The organism is Streptomyces sp. NPDC048420 (assembly GCF_040651535.1).
Lineage (GTDB): Bacteria > Actinomycetota > Actinomycetes > Streptomycetales > Streptomycetaceae > Streptomyces.
Genome location: NZ_JBEZKG010000022.1, coordinates 144,952 through 163,713 on the forward strand (window position 1 = coordinate 144,952; position 18,762 = coordinate 163,713).

An 18,762-nucleotide genomic window follows, 5' to 3' on the forward strand; every position below is an offset into this window, starting at 1 on the left:
GCGACACCGGGGCGACAGCACGGACGGGCAGCGAAACTTTCGGAGCTGCGGTTCAGGGGGGTGCGGCCGTGCTGTGCCGTACGACGAGTTCCGGTGTGATCCGCTGCCGCTCCGGCCGCTCCCCGCCCAGCATCCGCACCAGCTGCTCGATGGCGCTCCTGCCGAGGTGGGCGAAGTCCTGGCGGACCGTGGTCAGGGCGGGCACCAGATATCCGGCGCCCTTCATGTCGTCGAAGCCGACGAGCGACACGTCCCGCGGCACCTTCACGCCCCGTTCGGCGAAGGCCGCCAGCACACCCATGGCCATCTGGTCGTTCCCGGCGAAGACCGCGGTGGGCAGGCCGGCGCCGGCGTCACAGAGTTCGTGGGCCAGGCGGAATCCGCTCTCCGCGCTGAAGTCGCCTTCCAGCAGGGCTCCTTCGGCACCCGCGGCGGCGAGTTCGGCCCGCCAGCCCTCGACGCGGGCCCGGGCGTCGAAGGTGCGCAGTGCGCCCGTCAGGTGGGCGATGTCCCGGTGTCCGAGGCCGAGGAGGTGGCGGACCGCGAGCCGGGCGCCGAGTTCCTGGTCGACCTCGACGAAGCCCAGACCGGGGTCGGGCACGCTGCCGGACATCACCACCGTCACCGGCACCCCGAAGGAGAGGCCCGACAGCGCCTCCACCGCGACGGGCCGGTCGGCGACGACCGCGATCGCCTCCACCGACTGGTCGGTGAGCCGTCGCAGCGTCTCCGTGAGGTCGTCGGCGGTGCTCTCGCCCTGCCGGCTGGCCAGGCTCACCCAGTAACCGGCCGCCTTGGCGGCCGTCTCCACGCCGAGGAGAATGCGCGGCAGCTCGAACAGGTCCGACCCGACGATCACCACGCCGATCGTCGAGGAACGACGGCTCTTGAGGGCTCTGGCGACGCTGTTGCGGCGGTATCCCAGCTTCTGGATCGCCGCCTCGACCCGGGTACGGGTCTCCGGACGGACCGAGGGATGGCCGTTGATGACGCGGGAGACGGTGATGTGCGAGACCCCGGCCTCCCGGGCCACGTCCATCATGCCTGGCGGCCGGTCCATGTCACTCGTCCTTCGCCCTCTGCCCCAGCAGGCGGCCCCGCGCCCACCGCCGATACTGTCACAGGCGCCGGGCCGCACCCTCTCCGAGAGCGTCGAGCGACGCGTCATCCAGCGGTCGCCGCACCGTACTGCGGTGTCCACTGCGTCGTCGCGATCGCCTCGCGGAGCTCGGACTCGGTGGCCCCTGGAGCGACGCCGTCCTCGACCGCGGCCAGCGCTACGGCCAGGGCGATCTCGCGGGCCGCGTCCCGCATGCTCGCCAGCGGCGGCAGCAGGGGGGTCGCCTCGTCGGAGCCGGCCCGCACCGCGCACTCCCCCACCGCCCGGGCCGCCGCCACCATCATGCGGTCGGTCACCCGTACCGCCCGGCTCGCGGTCACCGCCAGCCCGACGGCGGGGAAGACGTAGACGTTGTTGGCCTGCGCTACCGGGACCTCACGGCCGTCCACCTTCAGCGGCGGGAAGGGCGAGCCGGCGGCGATCAGGGCCCTGCCGTCGGTCCAGCGGGCCAGGTCGGCGGGGTCGGCCTCGGCGTTGGAGGTCGGGTTGGACAGCGGCAGGATGACCGGCCGGTCGCAGGAGCCGGCCATCGTCCGCACGATCTCCTCGGTGAAGGCGCCGTGCGCCGTGGACAGCCCGATCAGCACCGTCGGCTTCACCTCGCCGACGACCCGGGCGAGATCGAGGGAACTCCCGCCCCACTCCCGTACCTCCGCGTCGTCCCGTGCGTAGACGCGCTGCTCCGGGGTGAGGTCGGTGCGGGAGCGCACCAGCAGGCCGTCGATGTCGACGAACCAGAACCGGTCGGCGGCCTCCTGCTCGCTGAGGCCTTCCTCCACGAGAGCGGTACGGATCATGTCGGCGACCCCGACCGCCGCCGAACCGGCGCCCAGGACCACGATCCGGTGGTCGGTGAGCTGTGCCTCGGCGACCTTCGTGGCGGTGGTCAGCGCACCGAGGGCCACGGCCGCGGTGCCCTGGATGTCGTCGTTGAAGGTGAGCAGCCGGTCCTGGTAGCGGGTGAGGATCGGGCGCGCGTGGGCGGTCGCGAAGTCCTCCCACTGGAGCAGGGTGCCGGGGAGTTCGGCCTCGACGGCGGAGACGAACGCCTCGATCATCTCGTCGTACTCGGCGCCGGTGACGCGGTGCTGCCTGCGGCCGAGGTAGTGCTCGCCCTCCAGCAACTGCTCGTTGTCGGTGCCGACGTCGAGGAGGATCGGGAGGGTGCGGGCGGGGTGGATGCCGCCGATGGCGGTGTAGAGGCTGAGCTTGCCGATCGGGATGCCCATGCCGCCGACGCCCTGGTCGCCGAGGCCCAGGATGCGCTGGCCGTCGGTGACGACGATGACGTCGACCTCACCGCCCGGCCGGTTGCGCAGGATCTCCCGGAAGCGGTGGCGGTCCTCGTACGTCAGGAACAGACCGCGCGGCCTGCGGTAGATCTCGCTGAAGCGGCGGCAGGCCTCACCGACCGTCGGGGTGTAGACGACCGGCAGCATCTCCTCCAGGTGCCGGGTGAGCAGGCCGTAGAAGAGCACCTCGTTGGTGTCCTGGAGCTGGCGCAGGTAGATGTGCCGGTTGAGCGGCTTGTCGTACCCGAGGAACGCCTCGTACGCCCGGTCCGCCTGCTCCTGGAGCGTCTCCGTCGCGGGTGGCAGCAGTCCGTCCAGGCCGAGTCGGGCACGCTCCTCGGGGCTGAAGGCGGTGCCCTTGTTGAGCAGGGGGTCGGCGAGCAGGGCTGTTCCTCGGACACGGTCGGAGCTGGGCGTTGCCATGGCGTTCCTCGGTTCGACGGGCTTCGGGGACGGTTTTCGGGTGAGCAGCCGTCCCATCAGCATCCCTACTGCCCCGTCCCCGGACATCGGAATCACCGCCTCCGGGGACTGGCGACCCACTCGTTCAGGCGTCCCCCGCCGCGTGCACCCGCTGCCCTTCGACGAAGGTCTGCAGGACCCGGGTCGCGGCGATGTCCTGCGGCGGTCCCGCGAACGGGTCCCGGTCGAGTACGACGAGGTCGGCCGACTTGCCGACGGTGATGCTGCCGGTGAGGTCGTCGAGGCGGTTCACGTAGGCGCTGCCCGCCGTGTACGCGGCGAGGGCGGTGCCCAGGTCGAGGCGCTGTTCCGGCAGGAACTCCGGGGTGTTGTCGGGGGCGTCGGGGGCGATGCGGTTGACGGCGACATGGATGGCCTGGAGCGGGTCGGGGCTGCTGACCGGCCAGTCGCTGCCGGCGGCCAGGGTCGCTCCGGAGCGGAGCAGATCGCCGAAGGGGTACTGCCGGGTGCCGCGTTCGGCGCCCAGGAAGGGCAGGGTCAGTTCGTCCATCTGGGGTTCGTGGGCGGCCCACAGCATCTGGAGGTTGGCGCTCGCGCCCAGGGCGCGGAACCTCGGGATGTCGTACGGGTGCACGACCTGGAGGTGGGCCAGGTGGTGCCGGGTGTCCCGCCATCCGTTGGCCGTACGGGCGGACTCCACCGCGTCCAGGGCCTCGCGCACCGCGCGGTCGCCGAGGGCGTGGAAGTGGACCTGGAAGTCGAGCGCGTCGAGTTCGGTGACGTACTTCTTCAGGTCGTCAGGCTCGACGAAGCTGATGCCGCTGTTGCCCGAGGCGCAGCCGCAGCCGGTCAGATACGGGTCGAGCATCGCGGCGGTGTGGTTCTCGGCGATGCCGTCCTGCATGACCTTGACGGTGCCGGCCCGGAACCGGTCGCGGTGCAACTCCTCGCGCCGCGCGACGAGTTCGGCGATCTGCTCGGCGCCGCGCTCGCGGTCCCACCACAGGGCGCCGACGACCCGGGCGGTGAGCAGGCCTCGGTCGAGGGCTGCCTGGTAGGTGGGCGCCGGGTCGGTCATGTTGGCGTACGCCCCGACGATGGCGTCCTGCCAGGCGGTGACGCCGTACGAGTGCAGAACGGCCTGCGCCCTGAGCAGTGCGGTGAGTTGCTCCTCGGGGGTGGGGTCGGGGACCAGCTTTCCCACCAGGTGTACGGCGCCCTCCTGGAGCATGCCGGTGGGGTTGCCGTCGCTGTCGCGTTCGATGCGGCCGTCGGCGGGGTCGGGGGTACGGGCGTCGATGCCGGCGTGTTCCAGGGCCCGGCTGTTGACCCAGGCGCCGTGGTGGTCGCGGTTGGGCAGGAAGACGGGGCGGTCCGGGACGATCGCGTCGAGGGCCGCGGCCGTGGGGGCGCCGCCGGGGAACGCCTCCAGGGACCAGCCGCCGCCGGTGATCCACTCGACGTCCGGGTTCTGATCGGCGTAGGCCCTGATCCGGCGCAGGTACTCGGCCGGGTCGACGCTGTCGGCGAGGTGGCACAGGCCGAGTTCGAGGCCCGCGCCCTGCGGGTGGACGTGCGCGTCCTGGAAGCCGGGCAGCAGCAACTTCCCTGCCAGGTCGACGACTTCGGTGCGCGGGCCGATCAGCTCGCGCACCTCGTCGTGGCCGACGGCGGCGATCCGCCCGTCGCGCACGGCCACGGAGGTGGCGCGGCTGCGGGCGGGATCGACGGTGTGCACGGGACCGCCGGTGAGGACGAGGTCCGCGGTGTGTGACATGGGGGTGGGCTCCAGGGTTCGGGGTCCGGGAAGGTCAGACCGCCGTACGGTCCATCGGAAGGGTCAGGGACTCGGCGTCGGTGCCGCGGCCCGTCGTGAAGTACGGGGAGTGCCGTGCGTACTTGGCCACGGCGGCCATGGCGAGGCCGACGAGGACGATCACGGCGGGCAGGGAGAACATGAACCAGCCGTTGTCCGGGCTGAGTTCGAAGTGGTCGCTCATGGTCAGGTACGAGTATCCGAGGTAGCCGCCGAGGCCCAGCAGGATCAGGCCGGACACCGCGGGCACCGCGATGGCGAGCAGCGCCTCCCGGGCTCCCTGGTGCCGGGCGGAACGGAAGCGGACGGCGCAGGCGAGCGCAGTCAGGCCGTAGTAGAGGGCGACGATCAGGCCGATCGCGTTGACGGCGGCCAGCAGCATGTCGCTCAGCTTGGGAATCGCGACGGCGAGCAGGGCGATCACTCCGGCGACGGCCATGACGACGACGGTGCCGGCGGCGGGGGTGCCGTAGCGCGGGTGGATACGGGTCCACAGCGGTCCCATGGTGCGGTCGCGGCTCATGGCGAACAGACCGCGGGCCGTGGGGATCAGGGTGGCCTGCACGGAGGCGACCGCGGAGAACATGAGGGCGACCACGGGCAGGGTGGCCCAGGGTTCGCCGGCCAGTTTCTCGCCGAGGTACGGCAGGGCCTGGGGGCCGTTCGTGACGAGTTCGGTCAGGCTCATCTCGCGCTGGAAGGCGACCGAGGCGAAGAGGAAAAGGCCGAGCATCGCGAACAGGGCGATGAGGCCTCCTCTGGCCGCCTCACCCGGGCTCTTCGTCTCCTCGTTGACGCTGAAGGCCGCGTCCCAGCCCCAGAAGAAGAACACCGCGAGGACCATGCCCTGGGCGAAGGTCTTGCCGCTGGAGATCTCGAAGGGGTTGAACCAGGAGAGCGAGAAGGCGTGGTCGCCCGTGATCAGGGCCCAGCCACAGAAGGCCAGCAGGACCGCGTACTCGAAGATCAGCAGGGCGAACTGGAAGCGGGTGGCGGCCCGGATCCCGGCGACCGCGAGGACGGTGAGGCCGACGAGGATCACCAGGCCGACGCCCGTGGTGACTCCGGTGGACGTCGGATCGAGGGTGACGCCTGCGACGCTGTGCAGCCCCGCCTTGTTGGCGAAGATCAGGACGACCGAGCCCATGATCGCGCTGGTGTAGGCACAGAAGATGATCGAGCCGACCAGGGTGACCCAGCCGGTCAGGAAGCCGGGCCAGGGACCGAGGGACTTGCCGACCCAGACGTAGCCGTTGCCCATGTTCGGCTCGGAGCGGTTGAGACGGGCGTAGGCGGTGGCGATGCCGAGCACCGGGAGGAAGGCGAGGAGCAGCAGGGCCGGGGCCTGGAGACCCACGATGGTCGCGATCGTGCCCATGCCGATGGCGATGCTGGTGGTGGCCGCGGTGCTGGACGCGGCGAGGGCGACGCCGTCGACGACGCCGAGCGAACGGCGCAAGGCCGTGCCCGGCGCGGAGGACAGGGGCGGTACGGACGACATGGAGGGCTCCTCGGGGACGGGAGACGGGGAAGAGCCGCGCGGTGAGGTGATGGAACAGCCGACGTCCACATTCGGTCAACCCTGTTGACGTAAGGGAGCGGCGGGTCGTTCACTGAGGGCGTCCGGTCGAGAGGAACGTGCCCATGACCACCCGTGTCCCGCAGGAGCGCCGGCGCCGGCGCCCCACCCGCTCCGGGGTCCTGCTGTCCGAGGACCTGATCGTGGAGACCGCGCTGCGGCTGATCGGCGAGCACGGCTCCGAGGCGCTGAGCGTGCGCCGCCTGGGCGCCGCGTTGGGCTGTGATCCGAGCGCTCTCTACCGCTACTTCCACGACACCGACGACCTGGTGCTCGCCATCGCGGACCGGATCATCGGCGACGCGATGGCGGGGTTCGTGCCCGGGGACGACTGGGTGGCCTCGCTGCGCGAGATGGCCCTGCGGGTGCGGGCCGGGTACATCGCGCATCCGCGGGCGGCCGCCTTGGCCGCGCATCGGGTGACCCGGCGCGCGAGCGAGATCCGGGCGGTGGACACGGGCATCGGTCTGCTGCTGTCCGCGGGCTTCGAACCGGCCGCCGCCGCCCGCCTCTACCTGGCCTTCGTCGACACCGTCATCAGTCACGCGGCCACCGACGCTGCGTTCCAGGCGCTCCCGCGCCAGCAGCGCGAGGCGGACCAGCGGGCGTGGCGGGACGTCTACCAGGACCTGGACCCGCAGTCGTACCCGGCGCTGACGGCCGTACGCTCCGAACTGCCAGGCATGGCGGGCAGTTCCTTCGAGGAGGCGGTGGACCTCCTGCTGGAGGCGCTGGCGGCGCGGGCGCCGGGGGGCTGAGCTTCCAGGTGGTTGGCGCCGGTACGACGCCTCCGCCGGTGGCCGGCGAATCCGGCGCGGTGACCGGCGCGTCCTTGTCCGTGAAGTGGCAGCGGACCTGTCTTCGGACAGCCTCGCCTCGGTGCTCGTGCCCGAAGGTCACTCCGCTCGCTCAACGAATCGTGTGTCCGGCGCGGGCGAAGGGGCCGCCAGTCCGGCCGCGCCGATCAGCAGCACCGCTCCGACCGCGACCGCTCCCTGGTGTGCCGAAGGCTCCCCCAGCAGCGGGCCCGGCCTCCGGCCAGCCAGGCGGCCGTGCCGACCTCGTGCTCCAGGATGTGCGCACGGTCCGGGGCGAGGAAGCGGTCACCGCGGTCGAGGTGGACGCACAGCGCGATCAGGTTGCCCATCGACCCGCTGGGCACCCACAGAGCGGCCTCTTTGCCGAGGAGGCCGGCGACCTCCTCCTCCAGGGCCCGCATGGTGGGATCGCCGTCGAGTACGTCGTCGCCGACCTCGGCACGGGCCATCGCCTCGCGCATCCGTGCGTCGGGACGGGTGACGGTGTCGGACCGCAGGTCGACCGGCGGTCCGGGCGGGGGTGGTGTCACGGAAGCCTCCGAAGAAGAGAACGTCAGCTGCTCGGGCCGTGCGACGCGGCACGGTACCGGGTCATCAGCAGGGCGGCCAGGACGCTGAATCCGGCGCCGAGGAACATCACCGCCGACGGTCCGGACGCGTCCACGAACCAGCCGCCGACCATGGCGCCCAGCGCGATGGAGACGTTGAAGGCGCAGATGTACAGCGAGGTGGCGGCCTCGGGGGCCTTCGGCGCGCTGGCGAAGACAAGGGTCTGCAGGCAGACCGGGAGCGCGGTGTACGCGATGCCCCAGACCAGCAGCAGGATCACCGTGCCGGGGTGCCACCGGCCGTTGACCACCAGCAGGACGACGGCCGCGGCGAGCAGCAGGATGCAGGTGAGCGTGGTGGCCCGCAGCGCGCGGCCCGCCGCCGCACCGCCGGCGAAGTTGCCGACGACGCCGGCCACGCCGTACAGCAGCAGCAGTGCGCTGACCCAGTGGGACGGGATGCCGGCGTCCTGCTCCAGGAAGGGCGCCACATAGGTGTACGCGGCGAAGTGGCCGATCACCATGGCCGCCGTCACGAGGGTGGCGATCCTCAGGTTGCCGTCCCGCAGCAGCTTGGGCACGTCCGCCAGGCGCACGACGGCACGCGGGGCGAGCGGGGGCAGCAGGACGGCGGCCGCGACGAGGATCAGTACGCCGATCACGGCGATCGCCCAGAACGCCGTACGCCAGTTGGACAGGCCGCCGACGAAGGTGCCGAACGGTACCCCGGCCACCGAGGCGATGGAGATGCCGCTGAAGACGACCGCGGTGGCCCGGACGGACTTCTCCGGCGCCACCAGGCGGATGGCGATGCCGGCCGCGATCGACCACATCACCCCGTGGGCGAAGCCCGTCAGCAGAGGTGAGGTCATGAGGATCGCGTACGAGGACGACAGAGCGGTGAAGGCGTTGCCCGCGACGAAGACGGCGAGCACCAGCAGGAGCAGCAGCCGGCGGTCGAGGCGGCGGGTCGCCACGGTCAGCACGGGGGCGAACAGGCCCGCGATGGCGCCGTACAGGGTGACCGAGAGCCCGACGGTGCCTTCGGAGACTCCGAGGTCGCGGCTCATGGCGGGGAGCAGCCCGATCGGGACCATCTCCGTGGTGGTGAAGGCGAAGACGCCCATGCCGACGGCGACGACGGCGAGCCAGCTGCGCAGCGGACCGAGGACGGTGGGGGACGCGGCCTGCCGGTCGGTGCCGTCGGGGACGGTGTCGGGCACGGTGGCCGTGTCGTGCGGGGAGGGGGACGAGGGTGTCACAGGGGTTCTCCGGGTCGGGCGGGGGTGGTGGCGGGTGAGCACGCGGACAGCAGATCCGCGGCACGTTCCAGACGAACGACTCCGACATGTACGACTGGTGGTTGCGGACCTTCAGCCGGGAGCTGGCACGCGCCCAGGGCGCCGGAGATCTCCGCAAGGAACTGGCACCCGAGGACGTGGCGGCAAGCGTGGTGGGCTCGTTCACCGGCATCCAGATGCTCTCCCACGTCACCAGCGCCCGCCGCGACCTCCACGACCGCCTGACCAACTGGTGGGAGCAGATCCTGCCCGGCATCGCGACCCCGGAGGCCCTGGACCGACTGTTCCCAGCCGGTTCGCCCGAACTCGGCCTGAGCGACGGACGCTGACCGGACCCGGGGGACGAACCACCCATCGAGACCGTTCGCTCCCCCGGCGGCCGGATCCGTACACCGCCCCTCTCCGACCCTCCCAGCCGTTCGAGGTCAACTCACCGCGGCAGGGCTTCTGTTGGACTGCACCCGGCCGGGCCGGGAGGCGGCCGGGTGCCGTACGACGGACAAGGCGTGCGAATACGACGTACGGCCCGCACCCCCACCTCACCCCTCGGACATCTGCGCAGGAGCATCACACAGGCTGCACACGGCCTTTCGAAAGCCTCGCTACTTTTGCCTCCGGCTCGATCCTCCGTGCGAACGAGACCGGCCACGGCCATCGGGCCGATGGTGCAGTCGACTCAGGAAGACCAGATGGACTACTGCTCCTCGTGCCGTCGGCATCTCAACGGCGCCCTGGCGTGTCCCGGATGCGGCGCCTACGCCCCCGACATCGCTCCTCCCGTCCAGTACCTCTCCACAGCGGGAGCGTCGGCGGCACCGGTGTGGGACGAGGCACCCACGTGGCACGACGCGGGCCGTCACGAGGACCCGGTGACCGGAACCGACTCGCCCGAACTCCCGTCCGACGACGTGGCGGACGGGCCGGTCGTCTCGGAGGGCCGGGCGGCACGGCGTCGGCAGCGGGCCCGCTGGAAGAAGAACCAGCGCAAGGCCGTGGTCGCGACCGCGGTCGCCCTCGTGGGCGGTGGCCTGACGGTTTCGGCGATGAGCCAGCAGTCCAATGCGCGGCCCCAGGCGGCCACCTCGCCGGACAACCACGCCATGGGCGTGTCCGAGCTGCCGACCTCGGACGACACTCCCACGGTGGCGACGCCGGCCGAGGCGCACCAGGCATCCAAGACCACGTCCTCCACGGGGTCGGGCAAGCACCGGCGGACGGCCGACTCGGTGTCCACCACGACCGGCACGTCGGTCCACACGGACTCCGCCGCCTCCCCGGCGCCCACCGCGACGACGGCCTCGCAGCCGCAGTCCCAGTCGCGGACCACGCTCTCGACGACGGTCTCGGCGGATGTCGGCACCACCGGCACGAAGACGGAGCCGACCCCCTCGTCCACAGCCACGGACACCACCGCTACGACGACGACCACCACCACCACGACCACGGGTACGGACAGCTCCTCGGGTTCGCAGACGACCACCCCCTCGTCGTCGGACTCCGACCCCTCTGGGCTGTGCGTGCTCAACCTGCTCTGCATCAGCTGACCGAGCGGCGCTTCGCGGCTACCAGCACAACGGAAGAGCGGCGAGGCGGTCCTCCAGCAGGCCGGAGATGATCCGGTGGTCCGCTGCGGAGGGATGCCAGTCGCAGCCGAGGTGGTCCAGGGCGGGATCGTCGTAGTACCAGTGGCCGACCCGGTCGTCACCCCGGGCGTTCCTGGTCCGGGCGATCCGCTCGACCGTCTCCGCGAAGACGGTCGAGCCGGGAGTGCTGGTGGCGCTGACGAGGAGGAACGTCCTGGGGCCGTAGCGGGCGCGCAGCTTGTCGAGGAAGCCGTGGTACGCGGACTCGTAGGCGGCGACCAGGTCGGCCTGCGTGGTCCACCTCTCGCCCGGGTTGAGGGGTGTCGAGAAGTCGTTGAGACCTAGTCCGATGACGACGACCTGCGGCCGCCAACTGGCCGGTTTTCGCCATACGTCGCCCTCGACGGCCAACAGGGCACGGTCGTAGTAGGTGCGGAAGTCGGTTCCCGGGCTGCTGCCGTTGTAGTTGCGGACCATGCCGCGGCCGGAGATGGCGTTGATCTGGTGATCGGCGCCGAGCTTGCGGGCGGTGAGGGCGCCGAAGGAGAGGTCCGCGTCGGTGTTCCGGTCGACTCCTCCGTTGCCGGAACAGTCCCGCGTGCCGGAGACGTTGCCGTAGCCCGCCGTGTAGGAGTCGCCGATGAACTCGATCTGCCTGCGGCGGGGCCGGGGTGCGGCCAGGACCACCCCGCCGGCAGCGGCGACGAAACCGCCGAACCGGCCCTCGGACCAAGCGCTTTCCGTACGTTTGACGAGTCGCACGCGGTGCTCGGTGTCGGAGAGCCCCCTGACCCAGGCGGTGGTCCGCCCCGGGGTCACCAGCGTGGCCGCGGTGGTGCCGTCGATCTGTACGTCGTAGTCGTTGACGGAGTCGTCGAGCAGGACGCCGACGCCGGTACCTCGGAACCGGCCCTCGAAGGAGATGCCGGGCCAGCTGTACCGCACGAACCCGTCGGCAGCCGGCACGACCCGGCCCACCGTGTGGAACCGGGTCGAGGCGGCGGACGCCCGCGAGGGCGCGGCTGTGCCGGCGACAAGGCCCGCGGCGGCCGCTGTGACCAGCGTTCTGCGGGACAGGTGGCGGGGCTGAGGCAGGTCCATATGGCCATCCTTCAGTGGGGTGGACGGTCCGAGCGGAGGGTCGGCAATCACCGTGGCCGGGAGTCCCAGGACGCTGTCCGCCCCTCCCGACGCCCGGCGCGGGAGCGCTCCCACCCCCGGGCGCTGTTCAAGGTAACCGCCCCTCACGCCCCGTCAACCCCTCCCGGCAGCGGCTCGGAGCGGATCAAGCGAAACAGGTCCACAGTCCCCGGGCCATGACGCGGTGCGGATCCCGCTCTGGCGTACCCCGGACCGCCCTCCTCGTCCCACAGCACGATGACCGGCAGCCCTCGACCACGGCTCGGTTGCGTGACCCGGGCCGGAGTCCCGCTGATCCAACGAACGCGACGCCACGCCGGAGTCTTCGGGCGAAGACTCCGGCGTGGCGTCCTTGTGCTGACCGGCGTTCTGGTCCGGACCCTCAGCGGCTCAGGCAGTCGTCAGCTTCTGGATCCGCGGGTGGTTCTCCAGTGCCCAGCGCACGGTCTTCGGCGGGCGTCCGAGCAGGTTTTCCAGCTCGTCGGTGATGTCGCCGTATCCTCCGCGGCCGATGATCCGGTTCAGGGTCTTCAGGTGCTCCGCGATGTGCGGGTACGCGGACATGTGGGTGTCGATGTAGGTCTCGTTCCAGGTTTCGATGTCTTCGGGAACATACGTGACCGGGCTTCCCAGCACGGCGGCGAAGTCCTCCGCGAACCCGTGCCCGTCCTTCATCTCCGGACCGGTGAGCGCATAGGACTTCGAGATGTGCGGCGCCGGGTCGACCAGGATCTTCGCGCACAGTTCCGCGACGTCGTAACCGGCGATGGGTGCGAACCGGTGGTCGCCGAAGGGCAGGCGCAGCTCACCGTCGGCCAGTGAGCCGAGGGCCAGCCAGGTCATGATGGGGTTCTCGACGAAGAAGGCCGCCTGGATGTTGACGGTCGGGACGCCGGACCACTCCAGCACCCGCTCGGCGATCCAGTGGGCCCGCTGCTGCGGCGACCAGTTGGCGACGATCCCGCCGAGCCGCGCGCGCCGCTCTTCCTCAGGTGCGGTCATGTCGTCGAAGGTCATGAACGACTGCTCGTACTCGGAGATGTTGACGAACACCTCGATGTCGCCCTGGGCTCGCGCCGCCGCGGCCATCAGGCTGACGGCGTCGGTGTAGTACGGCGACAGACCCATGCTGAAGTAGATGCGCCTCACGCCCTTCAGCGCGGCGGTCACGTCGGCGATGGTGAGCAGGTCACCGACGAAGACCTCGGCCCCGGCCTGGCGGAGCGAGTGCGCACGTTCGTCGTCCTGCCGTACGAAGGCGCGCACGGGGTGCCCTTGTTCGAGCAGCATGTCGACCATCGTCCGGCTCACACCACCGATTTCGCCTGCGGCACCGGTGATCAGGATGGGATTGCGCTCTGACATCGAAGCGTCCTTTGTCTGGTGGGGGTGGGTTGGATGTTCGCAAGGCCGGAGACGGGGCCGTCTCCTGTGAACCTGTGGCTCAGCCGGCCAGGCGGTTGATCTTGCGGATCTGCTTGTCGAAGGCCCGGGCGGGAACGAGACGGCGCAGTGTGCTCACGCGTCCGGCCGTGGGGCCGGCCGTGTAGCGCAGCTTCGGCCTGGTGTCGGTCGCCGCCGCGACGATCGTCTTGGCGACGACGGAGGGGGCGTCACCGCCCCTGACCGCCTCCGCCAGCACGCGGTCGACGGCCTGCCGCTGCTTCGCGTAGGCGTGCAGAGGCGTGTCCGGCCTCGCGCTGTTGGCCTCGAATCCGGTCCTGGTGTAGGCGGGTTCGACGAGAAGCGACCGGATGCCGAGCTCCCGGACCTCGTGGTCCAGGGACTCGGAGTAGCCCTCGATCGCGTGCTTGGAGGCGGCGTAGACGGCCATGTACGGCTGGGGTATGAATCCGAGTACGGACGAGATGTTGATGATGCGGCCGCGCTTCTGGGCGCGCATGTACGGCAGTACCTCGGTCACCATGCGCATGACCCCGAAGACGTTGGTGTCGAAGACGGCCTGGGCCTGATTGACGGAGGTTTCCTCCGCCGCGCCCGTCGAGCCCACGCCGGCGTTGTTGACCAGGACGTCGATCCGGCCGAACCGCTCGCTCACCTCCTGGACCGCCGCGGCGACCGAGGTATCGCTCGCCACGTCCAGGCCGAGGAAGGTCACACCGTCCAGCGGAGTGACGCGTGAGGTGTCGCGGCTTGTGCCGACCACGTCGAAACCTGCTGCGACCAGGGCGAGCGCGGTTTCCCTCCCGATACCGGATGACGCACCCGTCACGAGGGCCACCGGCCGATCTGTCGTCGTCATTACTCCCTCACTCGTCCGCAGCGATAGAAAACCGATCGGTCTCCATCACTGTAAACCGATCGGTTTCCGCATGCAAGCCCAGGAGGGAGGAGGACGGTGTGGGCGGCGCGCAGCAGGCTCGGCGACGCTTATCCGGGCATGGGTCATCCCCCGCACGCCGGGCGGCGGGGCGACGGGGGTGACAGAGGTGACAGGGAAGCGTTCCGGAGGGACCGAGGGGATCGATGCGTCAGCGCACGCCGGCCGCGTCGAGCAGGGTGACCACCGTCGGCGCCATGAGACCCGTCAGCCGGTCCGCCCCGATGCCCGCGCGGGCGCTGCCACCGTCGAAGACCAGGCTGAGCTGGCGGGCCAGCAGATCGGGATCGCCGGCTCCGCCCCGCTCGGCCTCGGCACGGAAGAAGGCGGTCAGGCTCTCCTTGACCCCATGGGCGACCCGGCTCGCAGGGTGACTCTGGTCCTTGAGCTCGATCTGCGCGGCCAGGAAGGGGCAGCCGTAGAACTCGGGCCTGCTCGACTGCGATTCCACCTGCTCGAAGACATGCAGAATCCGCTCACGGGGCGAACGGTCGTCGTCCAGCACGGGCAGGAGCCCTGCCACATAGACAGATGTGCGCCGCTCCAGGCTCGCCGCGAGCAGTTCGTCCTTGCTCTCGAACAGCTGGTACATGGAGCGCTTCGACACTCCCGCCGCCTTGCACAGCGCCTCGACGCCGATGTTGACGCCGTCTCGGTAGGTGAGCGTGGCCGCCGCTTCCAGCAGCCGCTCCCTGGGGCTTTGTTTCACTTCGGTGGTCATACCGCGAGGTTAACCCAGAGCGAGGTAAAAAGAAACCGATCGGTTTCCGGCGGTCTCCGAGTGACGGCTCGGCGATGGCCTGGGGAAAGACCGTCGCCGAGCCTGATGGTGTGTGGCTTCGCTATGCCGGAACCGCCGGCTTCTCGGGTGCCGCCCCCACCGGGATGCGGTGCAGCCCCTTGCGGTCGTACCACCCCAGTACGCCGAACCCGAACAGTGCCGCCGCCACGAGGCCGGCCGCCATCATCACCCAGCCCCGGGTCAGACCCGCGTCGCCCTGAGCGTCGTAGTAGAGGATCGAGCGGATGCCGCCGGTGATCTGCCGCAGCGGCTCGAACTCCGCGAGGAAGCGGTAGAAGCCGGGCAGCGCCTCGATGGGGGTGGTCGCCCCGGCCGTCGGCACCGCCATCCCGATGAAGACCAGGGTGACCACCAGCATGCCGGGGGTACCGAAGACCGCGAGGAGGGTGAGCGCGCCGATCCCGGAGACCGCGATGGCGGCCACCGAGAACAGCCACAGCAGCGGCAGGTGGGAGGCGTCCATGCCCATGATGCCGACCGCGCCGACCATGACAAGGGTGCCCATGAGCAGGGACAGGGCGGCCATGAGGGTGCTGCTGATGGCGAGGGTCTGCACCCGGGTCGCCCGGATCAGCGGGCGGTGCAGGCGCCGTGGGCCCATGTCGTTGTGGGTGTAGCCGAGGGCGTGGTCCACCTGGCCGCTGATGACGTTGGCGGAGAGCATGCCGACGACCACGAGGGTGAGCGCGTAGTAGAACGCCGTCAGACCCAGGCCGCTGTGCGGGTCGAGCGGATGGCCGTCCTCGACCGTGACGGCGGCCGGATCGGCGAGCAGGACGCGCGCCGCGGCGGGCAGCTTCGCCTGCTCGGCGCCGGTCCGCGCGGTCAGCTCCTTGCCCACCTGGAGCGAGGCGTTCTCGGCGGCCTGCGTCGTCGCCGTCCGGGCCAGGCCGGAGCCAAGACTGCCGGCCGACTGGTTGGTCAGCACCCTCAGCGTGGGGCGGGCCGGGGTCCTGTCGGCCGTGGTGCCGGTCAGCGCCGTGATCGAGGAGGTGAAGTCGGCGGGCACGACGAGCGCGCCGAACAGCTTGCCCTTACCGAGCTCCTCCGTCACCTCCTTCTCGTCCATCACCTTCCAGTCGATCTTGTCCCCGCTCGCGGTCGACTGCTTGATCGACTCGGTGATCCGCGCCCCCAGGTTGACCTGCTCGCCGCCCATCGCGGCTCCCTTGTCGGCGTTGACCAGACCGACGGGCAGCTTCTTCATGTGGCCGGCCGGGTCGATGTTGGCGCCGACGTAGAACACGGTGAACAGCAGCGCGAGTACGCCTGTGATGACGCCTCCCGCGATCCACAGAGGTCTGGCGCGCAGGACGCGGAAGGGGTGAATGTCACTCATGACGTTTTCTCTCGCTCGGTGGACGCGGAACGCCTGGCCGGGGGCCGCCAGCCGCCGGTGACTTCCTTGACGGGCTTGTGCGGGAAACGGCGCTGGGCGTACTCCTGCGCCTGGGAACCCGGCAGGACGTAGAGCGTCTCCTTCTTGTCCTGGAGCGGTCGCAGGACGGTGTCCATGAACGACTTGCGGTCATCCAGGTACGGACCCAGCACGTCCTCGCCGGCGGGGCAGACGGCAACGCAGTAGCCCGACTTGTAGCCGGGGGGCGAACTCAGGCTCTGCCACATGGAGGCGCTCTCGGAGTCGGTGACCCGGGAGCGGTAGTCGGCGGCGTCCTCGCTGTCGGCCACGGTCTGCGCCCAGTCGGTGAACCCGCTCATGAACTCGCGGTAGTTGTGGGTGGTGCAGGCCAGCCCGTCGAAGGCGCCGTCCTTGGCGATGGCGCCGACCGGGCAGGCCGCGACGCACAACTTGCAGTCGATGCAGGGGTTGTAGTCCAGCGCCTGCCCGTACTCGCTCACCTCCGCGTCCACCAGCACGGTGACCAGCAGGATGAAACTGCCGAACTCCGGGTGGATGACGTTGCGGTGCAGGCCCATCACGCCGAGCCCGGCGGCCACCGCGACGGTCTTGTGCGCCACCACCCAGATCCGCTCGCGGGGGAAGCGGTCCATCTCCTGGGGGAAGCCGACGGACGGATTGAGTGCGCGGTACCCGGCGTCCTGGAGCGCCTGGGTGACGCTGCGCGCGGCGTGGTTGGCCTGTTCGTCGGTCTGGTGGAACTCCTGGTTGGCCACGCTGCGGGCCGGGGAGCGGCAGTTGTCGCGGTTCAACCGGACCGCCATCGCGATCAGGGTGCGGGTGCCGGGCAACGCGGACTGCACGTACTCGCGCTCGCCGGCCAGGTCGGGATGGTCGAGACTCACCGCGGCCGCGTCGTCCGCACCGGCCGCCAGGCACAGTTCACGCAGCCAGGCCGCGTCGATCACCGACGGCGGGCTCGCGTGGTCACCGGCTCTGCGCCGGGCGAGTACGGCCTGCACCGACGGGTGGGCGGCCAGTTTCGCCGGAAGCCTGGGACTCGGAGGTTGCCCCTCGGCGTCACGCGCGGAATTCATCCGTGCTCCTAGTGAGTGACTCGGGTGCGGAATTCGCCGGCCCGGCCGACGAGAAACCGGTCAGTTTCATCACCGTAAACTGACCGGTTTCCACACGCAAGCCCAAGCAGCAGGCCCGAGCTGCAAGTCCCGGTCGCCGGGCCGAAGTTGCGGTCCCACCCCAGCTGCACCACCTGCTCAACTCGGTGCCGATGTGCGTACCGCTCGCGACGATCGGGACGAGCGGCGCGCTGGCCATCAAGCCGTTCGGCGCCGGGATGGCCGCCTTCGTGGACGTGCTGGTCGTACGCATCCTGCCGGGAACGGCCGTCATGAAAACTGCTGGGGCGGGCGCCCTGGTACGCGCCGGGCCCGTTGGCACGCTTCTACAGCCGTTTCGACATCGAGGAGACGGACATGCCGACCGACGACACCGCCGACAGGCCGGTCCCCGTCGCCGCGGGCTGCCCCCTTCCCTGCGAGCGGCGTGCCGGTGCCACACAGGCACCCCGCCGGGGCCCACTCCGCCGAGTGCGGGGATCCCCTCCCCCCTGTCGTCCGCCTCCACCTCACCCCCGACACCATTCCGGAGTGGCCATGCGACACGGTCGGGAAATTCGGCCTCAAGCTCCAACTCAGCCTGAACGACGCCGATATCGACCAGGCAGGACAGACGGGTTGCGCTCGGAAACCGATCGGTTTACCGTTGTGGAAACCGATCAGTTTCCGAGCTCTTCGTGGAGGCAGTCATGACCGCTCTGAAGGATGCGAACGTCTTCGTCACCGGTGGCAACCGGGGCATCGGCAAGGCCCTGGTGGAAGAGCTGTACGCGCGGGGAGCCGCAAAGGTCTACGCCACGGCCCGCGACCCGCGCACCGTGACGCACCCCGACGCGGTCCCGGTGGCGCTGGAGGTCACCGACCCGGCCTCGGTGGCGGCGGCTGCCGCCCAGGCGCAGGATGTCACCGTGCTGATCAACAACGCCGGTGCCGCGGTCGGCGCTTCCTTCCTCGACTCCCCTGTCGACGACGTACGCAGGGAGTTCGAGACCAACTTCTACGGCCCGCTGCTTCTCACCCGGGCTTTCGTACCGGTCATCGAGCGCAACGGCGGCGGCCACCTCCTCAACGTGCACTCCGTTCTCTCCTGGCTGGCCCTCGGCAACTCCTACAGCGCCTCCAAGGCCGCCCTGTGGTCGCAGACCAACTCCCTGCGCCTGGAGCTTCAGCCGCGCGGCATCTCCGTCACCGGACTGCACATGGGATACGTCGACACGGACCTGGCAGCGGGTGTCGACGCGCCCAAGTCCGACCCGCGTGACATCGCCGCACTCGCCCTCGACGGCATCGAGACGGGCGCGTACGAAGTCCTCGGCGACGACCTCACGCGTCAGGTCAAGGCGGGCCTGGCCGGCGACCTGGCCGGGCTGTACGCCCAGCTGGCCAACTAAGACAGGACAGGAAGACAGAGATGCCCAGTCAGGATTCACGTCCCACGATCCACATCCCGGGGACGACCAGCCACACGCTCGCCCCGCGCGCGGGACACGAGGGCCGCGAGGG

The 18,762-nt window shown here is 70.5% G+C and carries 16 protein-coding genes and 1 pseudogene; 5 read left to right on the plus strand and 12 right to left on the minus strand.

The annotated features are described in order from the left end of the window. Positions 1–52 precede the first annotated feature (52 nt). The 4 genes from AB0D34_RS35260 to AB0D34_RS35275 form a co-directional block, all read right to left on the minus strand. The gene (locus AB0D34_RS35260) at positions 53–1,060 is read right to left on the minus strand and encodes a LacI family DNA-binding transcriptional regulator (protein WP_362669209.1); all 1,008 of its coding nucleotides are present in this window, start codon (positions 1,058–1,060) and stop codon (positions 53–55) included. 104 nt (positions 1,061–1,164) lie between these two features. Further along, positions 1,165–2,835 carry an NAD-dependent malic enzyme gene (locus AB0D34_RS35265; RefSeq protein WP_362669212.1) on the minus strand — a complete coding sequence of 557 codons (1,671 nt, stop codon included), beginning with the start codon at positions 2,833–2,835 and terminating at the stop codon, positions 1,165–1,167. Positions 2,836–2,959: 124 nt separating this feature from the next. After that, positions 2,960–4,612, minus strand: a complete 1,653-nt coding sequence (locus AB0D34_RS35270; protein WP_362669214.1) for an amidohydrolase — start codon at positions 4,610–4,612, stop codon at positions 2,960–2,962. Between the two features lie 34 nt (positions 4,613–4,646). Next, positions 4,647–6,152: an APC family permease gene (locus AB0D34_RS35275; protein ID WP_362669216.1), complete on the minus strand. Its 1,506-nt coding sequence runs from the start codon at positions 6,150–6,152 to the stop codon at positions 4,647–4,649. 143 nt (positions 6,153–6,295) lie between these two features. Between AB0D34_RS35275 and AB0D34_RS35280 the strand changes: the two genes are divergently transcribed. Next, positions 6,296–6,988 carry a TetR family transcriptional regulator gene (locus AB0D34_RS35280; RefSeq protein WP_362669219.1) on the plus strand — a complete coding sequence of 231 codons (693 nt, stop codon included), beginning with the start codon at positions 6,296–6,298 and terminating at the stop codon, positions 6,986–6,988. A gap of 206 nt (positions 6,989–7,194) precedes the next feature. Here the strand turns inward: AB0D34_RS35280 and AB0D34_RS35285 are convergent, their stop codons facing one another. Together AB0D34_RS35285 and AB0D34_RS35290 are read right to left on the minus strand one after the other, a co-directional pair. Further along, positions 7,195–7,578, minus strand: a complete 384-nt coding sequence (locus AB0D34_RS35285; RefSeq protein ID WP_362669221.1) for a beta-eliminating lyase-related protein — start codon at positions 7,576–7,578, stop codon at positions 7,195–7,197. Between the two features lie 23 nt (positions 7,579–7,601). After that, the gene (locus AB0D34_RS35290; protein ID WP_362669223.1) at positions 7,602–8,858 is read right to left on the minus strand and encodes an MFS transporter; all 1,257 of its coding nucleotides are present in this window, start codon (positions 8,856–8,858) and stop codon (positions 7,602–7,604) included. Between the two features lie 86 nt (positions 8,859–8,944). Here AB0D34_RS35290 and AB0D34_RS35295 point away from each other — a divergent pair, with 86 nt between their 5' ends. Further along, the gene (locus AB0D34_RS35295; RefSeq protein WP_362669225.1) at positions 8,945–9,226 is read left to right on the plus strand and encodes a hypothetical protein; all 282 of its coding nucleotides are present in this window, start codon (positions 8,945–8,947) and stop codon (positions 9,224–9,226) included. Positions 9,227–9,559: 333 nt separating this feature from the next. Further along, the gene (locus AB0D34_RS35300) at positions 9,560–10,441 is read left to right on the plus strand and encodes a hypothetical protein (protein ID WP_362669228.1); all 882 of its coding nucleotides are present in this window, start codon (positions 9,560–9,562) and stop codon (positions 10,439–10,441) included. Positions 10,442–10,459: 18 nt separating this feature from the next. Here AB0D34_RS35300 and AB0D34_RS35305 read toward each other — a convergent pair whose 3' ends face one another. From AB0D34_RS35305 to AB0D34_RS35330, 6 genes are all read right to left on the minus strand, one after another. Further along, positions 10,460–11,581: an SGNH/GDSL hydrolase family protein gene (locus AB0D34_RS35305; protein ID WP_362669230.1), complete on the minus strand. Its 1,122-nt coding sequence runs from the start codon at positions 11,579–11,581 to the stop codon at positions 10,460–10,462. 429 nt (positions 11,582–12,010) lie between these two features. Continuing rightward, positions 12,011–12,985: an NAD(P)H-binding protein gene (locus tag AB0D34_RS35310; RefSeq protein ID WP_362669232.1), complete on the minus strand. Its 975-nt coding sequence runs from the start codon at positions 12,983–12,985 to the stop codon at positions 12,011–12,013. Between the two features lie 79 nt (positions 12,986–13,064). After that, positions 13,065–13,883, minus strand: coding sequence for an oxidoreductase (locus AB0D34_RS35315; protein ID WP_362669235.1), 819 nt, complete (start codon positions 13,881–13,883; stop codon positions 13,065–13,067). A gap of 229 nt (positions 13,884–14,112) precedes the next feature. After that, on the minus strand, positions 14,113–14,682 hold the full coding sequence (locus AB0D34_RS35320; protein ID WP_362669237.1) for a TetR/AcrR family transcriptional regulator: 570 nt from the start codon (positions 14,680–14,682) through the stop codon (positions 14,113–14,115). Between the two features lie 121 nt (positions 14,683–14,803). Continuing rightward, complete coding sequence (locus AB0D34_RS35325) at positions 14,804–16,102, minus strand: SNG1 family protein (protein ID WP_362669239.1); 1,299 nt, start codon at positions 16,100–16,102, stop codon at positions 14,804–14,806. Then, a complete protein-coding gene (locus tag AB0D34_RS35330; RefSeq protein WP_362669241.1) occupies positions 16,099–17,220 on the minus strand; it encodes a 4Fe-4S binding protein in 1,122 nt (373 codons plus the stop codon). The genes AB0D34_RS35325 and AB0D34_RS35330 overlap by 4 nt, the downstream gene beginning before the upstream one ends. A 728-nt stretch (positions 17,221–17,948) precedes the next feature. Between AB0D34_RS35330 and AB0D34_RS35335 the strand changes: the two genes are divergently transcribed. Continuing rightward, entirely contained in the window at positions 17,949–18,650 is a 702-nt protein-coding gene (locus AB0D34_RS35335; protein WP_362669243.1) for an SDR family oxidoreductase, read from the plus strand. 20 nt (positions 18,651–18,670) lie between these two features. After that, positions 18,671–18,762 (plus strand): annotated as a pseudogene (locus AB0D34_RS35340) (alpha/beta hydrolase); the annotation flags it as partial.